Source organism: Catenibacterium sp. GCM10023432 (assembly GCF_042651925.1).
In the GTDB taxonomy this organism is placed as follows: Bacteria; Bacillota_I; Bacilli_A; order Erysipelotrichales; family Coprobacillaceae; genus Catenibacterium; species Catenibacterium mitsuoka.
On record NZ_JBHSEB010000082.1, the window covers coordinates 1 to 11,793 of the forward strand.

11 protein-coding genes are annotated in these 11,793 nt (G+C 33.5%); 9 read left to right on the top strand and 2 right to left on the bottom strand.

Features of this window, described 5'->3' with window-relative positions; all coding sequences use genetic code 11:
* Nucleotides 1-163 precede the first annotated feature (163 nt).
* From ACFOZZ_RS10810 to ACFOZZ_RS10820, 3 genes are all read left to right on the top strand, one after another.
* Nucleotides 164-1,498 (top strand): DEAD/DEAH box helicase, encoded by a 1,335-nt coding sequence (locus tag ACFOZZ_RS10810; RefSeq protein ID WP_376815235.1) that lies wholly within the window; start codon nt 164-166, stop codon nt 1,496-1,498.
* Nucleotides 1,499-1,533: 35 nt separating this feature from the next.
* Nucleotides 1,534-2,406 (top strand): deoxyribonuclease IV, encoded by an 873-nt coding sequence (locus ACFOZZ_RS10815; protein WP_376815236.1) that lies wholly within the window; start codon nt 1,534-1,536, stop codon nt 2,404-2,406.
* 638 nt (nt 2,407-3,044) lie between these two features.
* Nucleotides 3,045-4,298 carry an RNA-binding domain-containing protein gene (locus ACFOZZ_RS10820; RefSeq protein WP_376815237.1) on the top strand — a complete coding sequence of 418 codons (1,254 nt, stop codon included), beginning with the start codon at nt 3,045-3,047 and terminating at the stop codon, nt 4,296-4,298.
* A 36-nt stretch (nt 4,299-4,334) separates the two neighbouring features.
* On the opposite strand, the gene ispG is transcribed toward ACFOZZ_RS10820, so the two are convergent.
* Nucleotides 4,335-5,402, bottom strand: coding sequence for a flavodoxin-dependent (E)-4-hydroxy-3-methylbut-2-enyl-diphosphate synthase (gene ispG / locus ACFOZZ_RS10825; RefSeq protein ID WP_055234209.1), 1,068 nt, complete (start codon nt 5,400-5,402; stop codon nt 4,335-4,337).
* 113 nt (nt 5,403-5,515) lie between these two features.
* Nucleotides 5,516-5,779, bottom strand: a complete 264-nt coding sequence (rpsT, locus tag ACFOZZ_RS10830) for a 30S ribosomal protein S20 (RefSeq protein ID WP_055234210.1) — start codon at nt 5,777-5,779, stop codon at nt 5,516-5,518.
* Between the two features lie 143 nt (nt 5,780-5,922).
* On the opposite strand from rpsT, the gene fmt reads away from it, so the two are divergent.
* The 6 genes from fmt to ACFOZZ_RS10860 all read left to right on the top strand — a co-directional run bounded on the left by fmt (nt 5,923) and on the right by ACFOZZ_RS10860 (nt 11,715).
* Nucleotides 5,923-6,873 (top strand): methionyl-tRNA formyltransferase, encoded by a 951-nt coding sequence (fmt, locus tag ACFOZZ_RS10835; protein ID WP_055234211.1) that lies wholly within the window; start codon nt 5,923-5,925, stop codon nt 6,871-6,873.
* Nucleotides 6,874-6,882: 9 nt separating this feature from the next.
* Complete coding sequence (locus ACFOZZ_RS10840) at nt 6,883-8,184, top strand: pyrimidine-nucleoside phosphorylase (protein ID WP_376815238.1); 1,302 nt, start codon at nt 6,883-6,885, stop codon at nt 8,182-8,184.
* A gap of 3 nt (nt 8,185-8,187) precedes the next feature.
* Nucleotides 8,188-9,030 carry a Cof-type HAD-IIB family hydrolase gene (locus ACFOZZ_RS10845; protein ID WP_055234213.1) on the top strand — a complete coding sequence of 281 codons (843 nt, stop codon included), beginning with the start codon at nt 8,188-8,190 and terminating at the stop codon, nt 9,028-9,030.
* An 11-nt stretch (nt 9,031-9,041) separates the two neighbouring features.
* Nucleotides 9,042-9,713: a TIGR00266 family protein gene (locus ACFOZZ_RS10850; protein WP_279148291.1), complete on the top strand. Its 672-nt coding sequence runs from the start codon at nt 9,042-9,044 to the stop codon at nt 9,711-9,713.
* 946 nt (nt 9,714-10,659) lie between these two features.
* Nucleotides 10,660-10,974 (top strand): hypothetical protein, encoded by a 315-nt coding sequence (locus ACFOZZ_RS10855; protein WP_376815239.1) that lies wholly within the window; start codon nt 10,660-10,662, stop codon nt 10,972-10,974.
* A gap of 129 nt (nt 10,975-11,103) precedes the next feature.
* On the top strand, nt 11,104-11,715 hold the full coding sequence (locus tag ACFOZZ_RS10860) for a YczE/YyaS/YitT family protein (RefSeq protein WP_376815240.1): 612 nt from the start codon (nt 11,104-11,106) through the stop codon (nt 11,713-11,715).
* Nucleotides 11,716-11,793: the final 78 nt, after the last annotated feature.

Consider the following 11,793-nt stretch of genomic DNA (forward strand, 5'->3'; position numbering starts at 1 on the left):
TAAATTATTCAAACTTGTTTTTAAGTTCGTCTTTTTTTATACGTTTTGATTGATTTTTGTTTCACACTTTTCACCTCAAATACAATTCTAACATAAGTGAGATTAGATTTGTTTTTTTTTCAAATCATGGTATGATAATAGACGCTAAAGGAGGCGAATTATAATGGATTTATTTGATAAATTTCAATTTAATGATTATGTAAAAAAGACTTTAAGCAACATACATTTCACATCACCAACACCTATCCAGGATAAGGTGATTCCCCTTGTTTATAAGAATAAAGATATTATTGGTATCTCACAGACAGGTACTGGTAAAACTCATTCATTCTTAATTCCTATTATTGATCGTATTGATACAAGTGCAGATTATGTACAGGCAGTTATTACAACTCCTACAAGAGAACTTGCACATCAGATTTATGAAAACGCAAAGGAATTCAAGAAAGAAAACCCTGATTTAAGAATCTCACTTGTAATTGGTGGTTCTGATAAGCAGAAGGCTATTAATAAGCTTTCTACACAGCCACATATCGTTATTGGTACACCAGGACGTATTAAAGACTTATCTTTAAATGAACAGGCTTTAATCATCACTACAGCTACTACATTTGTAGTGGATGAAGCCGATATGACTTTAGAATATGGTTATCTTGAAGATTTAGATGCAGTCTTATCTAAGATGAGAGAAGATTTACAGATGCTTGTATTCTCAGCAACTATTCCTGAACATTTATGGCCATTCTTAAGAAAATATATGAATGTGCCAGAATTAGTACAGATTGATGCCCATAAGAAAACAACAGACAATACAAAACATTACTTAATTCATACAAAGCATCATGACCGTTATACAGTATTAAAGAATATCATGGATATCATTGATCCATATATCTGCTTAATCTTCTGTAATAAGAGAACAGAAGCCACTAAGCTATCTGATCAGTTAAGAAGCGATGGTTATCGTGTCGGTGAAATTCATGGTGATTTAGAACCACGTGAACGTAAACAGATGATGAGACGTATCAACAATAATGAATATCAGTACATTGTGGCTACAGATATTGCGGCTAGAGGTATTGATATTGATGGTGTATCTCATGTTATTAATATGGAATTCCCAACAGAAAGAGACTTCTATATTCATCGATCTGGTAGATGTGGACGTGGTAAGTATAAGGGTGAATGTTATTCTATGTATGATTCATCTAATCAGCAGATGGTTGAATCACTTGAAAAGAAGGGTATTCACTTTGAAGTAAAAGAAATCCGTAACGGTGTATTAACGGATGCCAAGGCACGTAATAAGCGTAAGAATAGAAATGCGCCACAGTCTGAATTAGAAAAAGAAATTCAGCGTATTATTAAGAGACCTAAGAAGGTTAAACCTGTTTATAAGAAGAAGAGAAAAAGAGAAATCCAGGCTATTTACCAGAAAAAGAAAAGAGATATTATTCGTAAAGATATCCAGAAACAGAAAAAAGAACGTGCGAAATAGGCACAGAGAGAAAAACGTGAAAGGGAGAGTATGCAGTGATTATAGGTTCACATGTTTCAATGGGTGGTAAGGAAATGCTTCTAGGAAGTGTGAAAGAAGCATTAAGTTATAACGCCACTACATTCATGTTTTATACAGGTGCGCCTCAGAATACGAGACGTAAACCTGTTTCTGAATTACGTGTAGAAGAAGCTAAAGAATTAATGAACGAAAAGGGAATAGACATGGACAAGGTTGTTGTTCATGCCCCTTATATCATTAATTTAGGAAATACAATCAAGCCTGAAACAAGAGAACTTGCTGTATCATTCTTACGTCAAGAAATTGAAAGATGTGATGAAATTGGGGCTACAAGACTTGTTCTTCATCCAGGTGCTCATGTTAAAGCAGGGGACGAAGCAGGACTAGATGCGATTGTATCTGGCTTAAATGAAGCAATGAAGCCAGACCAGAAGGTACATATTGCCTTAGAAACAATGGCTGGTAAAGGCACTGAACTAGGTAGAACATTTGATCAGTTAGCTTATGTTATTGATCATTGTGATTATCCTGAATTATTAGGTTTATGCTTAGATACTTGTCATTTAAATGATGCAGGTTATGATATTTCTGATTTTGATGCAATTCTTGATGAAGTCGATGAAAAGATTGGTTTAGATAAGGTATTAGTAGTTCATGTCAATGATTCTAAGAATCCACAAGGTTCTCATAAAGATAGACATGAGAATATTGGTTTTGGGACAATCGGTTTTGATACATTAGACTCTATTGTATCTAATGAACGCTTAAAAGATGTTCCTAAGATTCTAGAAACACCTTATATTGAAAAGAATGCACCTTATAAAGAAGAGATTGAAATGCTGAAGAAGCATGAATTCAACCCAGGTTTAAAAGAAATGTTTGAATAAGCAGCTGTAATTGGCTACTTATTTTTTATGTTCAATAAGTACATAATTTGGTCGAAAAGTACGTAAATAGCTTATTTTATTAGTTTTCGATTGAAATAATTTGGACGTAAAACTTTTCGATTGAATTTACGATTGTTTTTGATGTGTATTGTTGAATAATTCAGCTATATTATTACCCTGTCATGTAACGAGCGAGTTATTAATTTTGACGAAAATCCAACAAGGAGGGTGTTTTAAAATTTACGATTGAAAATATTGCGGACGAAAAAGCTTTCGATTGAATCTTCGATTGTTTTTACGCGTATTTTTGCTTGAATAAGCTCTATGTATGTATCTAATGAGTATTTTGTGTCATAAAAAACACTGTTCTATAGTTTATAATTTTAATCTTATTATAAAGTATGAACGAAAATGGAATGGATTGAAATTACGTTCATTTTAATTGCATTTGTGAGATACTGAATGTATTCCGAGATTGATATTCGTATAATTAAGTGTATTATTCACTCGGAAATCATACAAAAAGGGTGTTTTTTCTGATTTACGATTGAAATAATTTGGACGAAAAAGTTTTCAATTGAATTTACGCTCATTTTTAATTATACTTAAAGTAGTAGAATAGGAAAGGAGATAGTAATATGCGTGAAACAAGAAATCTAGAGTTTAAAGAAACAATCACAAGTACTTTCTTGAAAACAGTTAGTGCTTTTTCAAACTATTATGGTGGAACAATCTTGTTTGGAGTTGACGATGATGGCAATATTAAAGGGTTGTCAGATATAATCAAGGCGTGTTTAGATATTGAAAACAAAATTAATGATACTATTTCTCCACAACCAGATTATGTACTTGAACCAAATGAAGTAAACAAGACTATAAAACTTATTGTGAAAAGTGGATTACAGAAACCATACTTATATAAATCAAAAGCATATAAGCGTAATGATTCTGCAACTATAGAAGTAGATACATTAGAGTTTTCAAGGCTTGTATTGGAAGGGAAAAATATTAGTTTTGAAGAACTACCATACAAGGATCAGAATCTTACTTTTCATTTCCTTGAAGAACAATTAGAAAAAACTATTCAAATCAGTTCGTTTAATCTTGATACATTAAAAACTCTTAACCTCTATGACAATAATAATGGATATAATAACGCGGCTGGTTTACTAGCGGATACTAATGATTTTCCTGGAGTTGATATTATAAAATTTGGAGAAAATATCAGTATTATTCAGAAAAGAATTACATTTGATCATATGTCTATTTTAGAAGTCTATAAGAAATCGCTTGAGGTATTTAGAGATTATTATAGATATGAAGTGATAGAAGGATCTGAAAGAAGGAATGTCGAAAAAATACCGGAAGCAGCTTTTAGAGAAGCTATTGCGAATGGACTTATTCATAGGATGTGGGATGTGAATTCTCATATTAGAATATCTATGTTTGATAATCATATCGATATAGTATCTCCAGGTGGATTGCCTTCAGGAATTTCTGAAGAAGAGTATTTGAATGGTAAAACATCTGTTTTAAGAAATAGAAATCTTGCGAATGTATTCTATCGATTAGGATTTGTAGAAATATTTGGAACAGGTATTACACGAATCAAACAATTGTATGAAAGTAGTTTTGTGAAACCTCGTTTTGAAGTATCAGAAAATACTATAAAGATTGAATTGCCTGTTTTTGAAGATATTTCTGATTTAACAGATGATGAGCATCTTGTTTTAAAAGCGTTAAGTAAAACAGTCCTAAAATCTATTAGTGAAATAGTACCAAGTACACCTTTTGGTAAATCAAAAGTCTCTTCTCTATTAAAAATACTAGAGAAAAAGGGAGTTGTACTGATTCAAGGAAAAGGTAGATCTACAAAATATGTAATGAAATAGAAAATCTAACGTAACGTAAAAAAGCGAGTTTATGAATTACTCGCTTTTTTCTTCAACCATCTTTAGAATTTCATCTTTAAGTGTCTGAACCATATCTTCCTGTTTAACACGTTTTACAATCTCTCCATGCTTAATAAGAAGACCTTCACCAACACCACCTGCAATACCAATATCTGCATGACGTGCTTCACCTGGACCATTTACTGCACAACCCATAATTGCGACTGTAATATCGAGATGAATATCCTTTAAGAAATCTTCCATCTCTTTAGCGATAGGAATCAAATCATACTGAATACGACCGCAAGTAGGACATGATACAAGAGTAGGGACACCCTTTAATAAACCTAATTCTTTTAATAGAATCTTAGCAACCTTAATTTCTTCTACAGGATCATCACTTAAAGACACTCTAATAGTATTTCCAATACCTTCATATAATAATGTACCAATACCTAAAGAAGACTTAATAGTGCCTCCTAAGGCTGTGCCTGCTTCAGTGACACCTACATGTAAAGGGTAAGGGAATGTTTTAGACGCTAATTCATATGCTTTAATGGTCAACATTGTATTAGAAGACTTTAATGAAATAACGATATCATGGAAATCTAGATCCTCTAGAATCTTTACATGCTTCATTGCGGATTCAACCATACCTTCAGGTGTAGGTTCTCCATATTTCTCTAGAATATCTTTTTCTAAAGAACCACCATTAACCCCAATTCTAATAGGGATATGCTTCTCTTTACATGCATCTACAACTGCTTTTACCTTTTCGATAGAACCAATATTACCAGGATTAATACGTACCTTATCAATACCAGATTCTATGGCGATAAGAGCGAGCTTATAATCAAAATGAATATCAGCCACTAAAGGAATATGAATCCCTTTCTTGATCTCTTTAATTGCATAAGCATCTTCTTTATTAAATACAGCTACTCTTACAAGTTCACAACCTGCCTGTTGTAATGCATTGATCTGTTTAATAGTTGCTTCTACATCCTTAGTCTTTGTATTACACATAGACTGAATCACTACATGATTATTACCACCGATAGTTAAATTGCCTACCTGTACACTTCTTGTTTCTTCTCTTAACATATTTCTATACCTCGCACTTTATATTTTAAGAAACTTATAATACAAATGCAAGGCATAAGAAAACATCCAGCAAAATGCTGGATGTTTATGTTTCATATAGAAAACTCTATCAATTATCCGATTGAGTTAATTTTCTTCTGAAGTCTTGCTTTCTGTCTGCTAGCATAGTTCTTGTGATGGATATGCTTAGTTACAGATGCATCTAACTGTCTTGTGCAATCGCTAAATTCCTTAGCAGCAACTTCTTTGTCACCAGCTTCTACAGCGTTTAATACTTTCTTGATTGAAGTCTTTAAAGCGCTCTTTACTGCGTTGTTTGCTAATCTTTTTTCATTATCGTTTTTATAACGTTTAATCTGCTGTTTCATGTTTGCCATAATAATCTCACCTCGTTCTATAGTTTGCTGAACTATAATACCAAAAATGCTAGATGATTGCAATAGTTTTTTTGGTTTTTCCTGTGTGGTAGCACTTAATAAATGAGTATGTTATAATAAAAAGACAATACAGGAGGAATTTTATGAGTAAAAAAATTGTTTTTATGGGAACTGCATCTTTTTCATTAAAAGTACTGCAGATGTTACTAGAAAATAAATATGATGTTGTGGGTGTTGTCACTCAGCCAGATCGTTATGTAGGAAGAAAGAAAGTACTCACTATGAGTGATGTGAAACAGGAAGCATTAAAACATGATATTCCTGTATTACAGCCAGAACGTATTAGAAATGATTATCAGGCAGTCTTAGATCTAAAGCCTGATTTAATTATTACAGCAGCTTATGGACAGATTGTCCCAACTGCTGTATTAGAAGCACCACGTCTAGGATGTGTGAATGTGCATGCTTCTTTATTACCACTTTATCGTGGTGGGGCACCAGTGCATCGTGCTATTATTGATGGTCGCACAGAAACAGGTGTGACTATTATGTATATGGCAGAAAAGATGGATGCAGGTGATATTATCTCTCAAAGATCCACACCAATTACAGATGATGATAACTTAGAAATTGTATATGATCGTTTAACTGATATTGGTGCTGAATTATTAAAGGATACATTACCATCTATCTTTGATGAAACAAATGATAGAATTCCACAGAATCCTGATGAAGTTGTTTATGCACCTATTATTAAGAGAGAAGATGAAAGACTTGACTGGAATAAGACAGCAAGAGAAATCTTTAATCACGTAAGAGGCTTATATCCTCATCCAGGTACATTTACAACTTATAATGGACAGATTGTAAAAATATATAAGGGTGAAATTCATAACTGCCCTAATGCCAAGGAACACCATAAAGATGAAAAGAATGGCACTATCGTTAAGATCTTTAAAGATGCAATTGGGGTAAAGGTAGAAGATGGTGTATTCGTGATTACAGAGATACAGCTTTCTGGTAAGAAACGTATGTCTGTAAAGGATTATTTAAATGGGAAGAATATATTCGAGGTAGGAACTCAGTTTGAGTAGGTGACATTTATGAGAATGGTAGATCTTATTGAAAAGAAAAAAGATAATGTAGTATTAACTGATGAAGAAATTCATGAATTAATCCAGGGATATACGAAAGGTGATATTCCTGATTATCAGATGAGTGCTTTCTTGATGGCTGTTGTCTTTAATGGATTAACAGATCACGAAACAGCCCAGCTGACTTTAGAAATGATGCATAGTGGTGATGTGATTGATTTAAGTGGTATTCATGGCATTAAAGTAGATAAGCATTCTACTGGTGGTGTTGGTGATAAGACATCTTTAGTATTAGGTCCAATGGTAGCTGCATGTGGTGTACCAGTCGCTAAGATGAGTGGTAGAGGACTTGGACATACAGGTGGGACTCTAGATAAGATGGAGTCTATTCCAGGACTTAATATTTATGTCAATGAAGAAGATTTTATTAAACAGGTGAATGACATTCATTTAGCTATTATTGGTCAGACAGCGTCTCTTGATCCTGCTGATAAGAAGATGTATGCATTAAGAGATGTCACTGGTACTGTTCAATCTATTCCTTTGATTGCTTCTTCTATTATGAGCAAGAAGTTAGCTGCAGGCAGTGATGCGATTTTACTTGATGTAAAATATGGTGATGGTGCTTTTATGAAGAACTTAGAGGATGCGAAGAAGCTTGCTCGTACAATGATCACAATTGGTCAGCATCTTCATAAAGATACAAGAGCCACTATTTCTAATATGTCCCAGCCTTTGGGCTATGCAATTGGTAATTCATTAGAAGTGAAAGAAGCGATTGCAACACTTAATGGCAATGGTCCTGAAGATTTATTAGAATTATGTTTAACTGCAGGAAGTACAATGCTGATGATGGCACAAAAAGCAGAAACAGTGACTGAAGCAAGAAAGATGCTAGAAGACGCCGTTTCTTCTAAGAAAGCATTACATACCTTAGAAGCAATGGTAAAAGCACAAGGTGGAGACAGCGATTATATTCTTTATCCTGAAAAGTTTACAGTAGCTGAACATATATTTGATGTTTATGCACCTGAAGCAGGATATATTGAAGATTTAGAGGCATTAACTCTTGGACTAGTATCAATGCGTCTAGGTGGCGGTAGAGAAACAGTCACAGATGAAATTGATCATAGCGTTGGTTTAATTCTACATAAGAAGATTGGTGATTATGTAGAACAGGGAGAACCATTAGTGACTGTTCATGATAATGGTAAATGGACACAAGAAAGAAAAGAAGAATTATTAAGTGCATTCCATTTTAGTAAAGAAAAGGTAGAAAAACCTATATTGATTGATGAGATTATGGAGTAGTATATGAGTAAATTTTTATTTTTTGATATTGATGGTACATTAGTAGGAAAATCAAGACATATAACAGAAAAAACTAAAGAAGCGATTCAAGCAGCAAAGAATGCGGGCAATAAAGTATTCTTATGTACAGGTAGAGCACCTACTTCTATTGTAGGTGATGTTAAAGCATTACCAATAGATGGTATTGTGGCAAGTGCAGGAGGATTTGTCCAGGTAGATGGGAAGTATATCTTTAAGAACTATATGGATCAATATACTCTTTCAGAAATGATGACACTCTTTGTGAATCATGGTATCTTATTCTGTCTAGAAACTGAGCATGCTATATATCAGACACCAGGTGTGAATGAATTCTTTGACAAGAGACACAATAAGGAATTTGGGGATAATGTAGAATTACAGAGATTCTTTGAATTAAAACGTCAAGAAGAAAATCGTATTCCTGTCTCTCAGTTTGATTTAGAAAAGACAGGTGTCACTAAGATTGGTTTTATTGCTCCTGATCCAATCGCTTTTTATGATTGTGTAAAGTATATTGCACCAATGTTTAATATTGTGACGTTTTCTAAATATGAAGATGATTTCATTAATGGTGAAATCATCTTAAAGAACTGCACAAAGGCAGATGGTGTGAGACGTGTTGTGGATTATTATCATGGAGATATGAAGGATACAATCGGTTTTGGAGATTCTATGAATGATTTCCAGATGATTGATACATGTGAAATTGGTGTCGTTGCAGAGAATGCGCCAGATAAATTAAAAGCCATTGGAACATGCTTTTTCAAGGATCCAGATGCTGATGGTTTAGCAGATGCAATTTATGAATTAAAATTAGATCAGTAGGAGATGATTGTATGCAGTATGAAATTAAAGGAAAACCACTTCCTGTCGCAATACTTCATCTAGATCAAGGTGAATCTATTTTGACAGATAGTGGCGCAATGGTATGGATGAAACCAGCCTTAACTATGGATACTGTATCAGGTGGTATGAAATCTTTATTTGGCCGTGCTTTTTCAGGAGAAACACTTTTCTTGAATAAATATACAGCGACACAGCCTAGTATGATTGCCTTAGGATCTTCTTTTCCTGGTGACATACTTGTGTATGATGTGAGCCAGGGAGATATTATTGTTCAGAAGTCTTCTTATCTTGCAAGTGAAGAAACAGTAAAAAGAGAACTCTCTTTTTCTAAAAAAGGTACAATAGGATTTTTTGGTGGAGAAGGGTTCATCATGAATAGATATTTTGGCTCAGGTTTACTATTTATTGAGATAGATGGTACAGCAATAGAATATGACTTAAATCCTGGTGAAGAGATGGTTGTGAATACAGGTAACCTTGTGGCAATGAGTTCATCTTGTCATATTGATGTTGTTTCTGTAAAAGGTATAAAGAATAAGTTCCTAGGAGGAGAAGGATTCTTTAACACGGTAGTCAAGGGACCAGGTCATGTCATTGTACAGACAATGCCGATTTCTACATTGGCTGAAAGCTTATCGGGTTTTATGCCTCAAAATGACTAAAAGAGGCTGTAACGGGTAAATAACTCATTATAGTTTCATAAACAGAAAAAGGCGGACCGAAGTCCGCCTTTTATGGTACATTAATTCTACCATGAAAACATACCAACAAGATTTTACGACATATCAGACATATGCGCTACTAGATTTTAATATTTCTTTTGAATTCTTTTGAAAAAGATATACCTGCCGCTTCTGCAGTTCCTTTAGATATAAAGAATAAGATCATCTCTCTTTATATTAATGATTTCTCTGACGCAAACTTCATTCATTTCTGTGAGATTGTGTAAAGTGACTTTGGTGTAAAGATAAGTGATACAACACTCAACAGCTGGATGAGAGCTGAGGATGTGCTTTCTCCAAAAGCCAGAAAAAACCAAAGAAAGCCTTGAATAAAAAACTTAAAGGTAGAATGAAAGACACTGCATCTGAAAAGGTGAAGAATGAGATAAAGGAATCAATATACTCGATGAACAGGATGCACATCCAAGACGTCCTAGATCAAAATATGCAGGTGAAATGATGCAGACGGAAAGGTTGTAGGAGCCTATTTTGACCGTCAGGAAATACTTAAGGGATATTATGAAGTGCTTTATCAGGTTCTTATTAATTACGGCATACCTGCTCTGTTCTATACAGATAGACGTACTGTCTTTGAATATAAAAGAAAAGACAAATCTTCAGATGCTGAGGATACATTCACTCAGTTCTCTTATGCCTGTCATAATCTGGGAATTGAAATAAAAACTATGAGCGTACCCCAAGCAAAAGGAAGAGTCGAAAGACTCAACCAGACGCTCCAGTCACGATTACCAGTCGAACTAAGGCACGCTCATATCACCAACATAGAGGACGCAAGTGTATTTTTAAACTCCTACATAAAAAAATACAATAATCAGTTCGCTCTACGCCTTAATAGTACCAATCGGTATATGAGAAGCAACCATCTATGGAGAAAATCAATCGTACTCTTGCAATACTTTCAACTAGAACCATTGATAGTGGCCACTGCATTAGATTCAACAATAAATACTATTTTCCAGTAACTGAAAATGGTGACAGAAGATATTTCGCAGGAAAGACTGACTGCATGGTCATAGAGACATTTGATGGACAGCTTCTGGCTAATATCGCTGATAATCTTTATCTGATGGAAGAAGTAGCTGAACACGTACTAGTATCAAAGGAATTTGATGCTCCTAAGGAAGCACCTAAAAAAGAAAAAGTATATTCTTCCAATGGCTCATTCATGGAGAAAAGTTAGCTTTGCGAATTATGCTGCAAAACAAAAGCACCATTGTGGTGCTAATGTTTGATTATTTTTGAGACATTATCAATTTCGGTTGATAGCTATTAAATAGATTTATAAAATAAGGATGAAAAGAGGGATGATATGAAAAAATATTTATATTATTTATTAGGAATGAATATATTAGTTTTAGGGATTACATGTAATACATTATCTAATTTAGGAGTAGGGGCTTTTAGTACACTTCCTTATGCAGTAAGTTTTTTAACATTTCTAACAATTGGGCAAGCAAATATTGTTTTTTATTTAATCTTCGTTTGTATTCAAATGATTCTTGAAAGAAAAATTAGTATTAAATTTATTTTAGAAATTCCGTTTTCTTTTATCTTTGGTTTTTTAGTTGATTTATATCAATACATAATACCTACAATCAATTTGAATCTTTATACACAAATACTTGTGTTGTTAATAGGAAATACATGTTGTGCGATTGGAGTTTATTTAATGATTAAAGGAGATTTAATTATGACACCTGTAGATGGTATGGTATTAAGTATTTCAGAAGTTTTCCATAAACCTTATTCTCTCTGTAAGAATATATTTGATATCAGTATGATTCTAGCAACAATAATTATCTGTCTTGTTTGCCATAGTTCTATTTATGGTATTGGGATAGGAACTGTTTTTTCAGCTTTTTATATAGGACGTGTAATAAGTGTTTTAGAAAATTTTCAATTTAAGACATATAAAAAATGATAATAAAAAACGCTCTTTTTAAGAAAATTGTTGCTTTAGGTTATCTTATTCAGCAAAAATACCGTAACGATATTCGTA

What these genes read in the sequence shown, in the direction of transcription:
- ACFOZZ_RS10810 (WP_376815235.1), top strand. Translation starts at nt 164, where the DNA reads ATGGATTTATTTGATAAATTTCAATTTAATGATTATGTAAAAAAGACT.
- ACFOZZ_RS10820 (WP_376815237.1), top strand. Translation starts at nt 3,045, where the DNA reads ATGCGTGAAACAAGAAATCTAGAGTTTAAAGAAACAATCACAAGTACT.
- ispG (WP_055234209.1), bottom strand. Translation starts at nt 5,402, where the DNA reads ATGTTAAGAGAAGAAACAAGAAGTGTACAGGTAGGCAATTTAACTATC.
- rpsT (WP_055234210.1), bottom strand. Translation starts at nt 5,779, where the DNA reads ATGGCAAACATGAAACAGCAGATTAAACGTTATAAAAACGATAATGAA.
- fmt (WP_055234211.1), top strand. Translation starts at nt 5,923, where the DNA reads ATGAGTAAAAAAATTGTTTTTATGGGAACTGCATCTTTTTCATTAAAA.
- ACFOZZ_RS10840 (WP_376815238.1), top strand. Translation starts at nt 6,883, where the DNA reads ATGAGAATGGTAGATCTTATTGAAAAGAAAAAAGATAATGTAGTATTA.
- ACFOZZ_RS10845 (WP_055234213.1), top strand. Translation starts at nt 8,188, where the DNA reads ATGAGTAAATTTTTATTTTTTGATATTGATGGTACATTAGTAGGAAAA.
- ACFOZZ_RS10850 (WP_279148291.1), top strand. Translation starts at nt 9,042, where the DNA reads ATGCAGTATGAAATTAAAGGAAAACCACTTCCTGTCGCAATACTTCAT.
- ACFOZZ_RS10855 (WP_376815239.1), top strand. Translation starts at nt 10,660, where the DNA reads ATGGAGAAAATCAATCGTACTCTTGCAATACTTTCAACTAGAACCATT.
- ACFOZZ_RS10860 (WP_376815240.1), top strand. Translation starts at nt 11,104, where the DNA reads ATGAAAAAATATTTATATTATTTATTAGGAATGAATATATTAGTTTTA.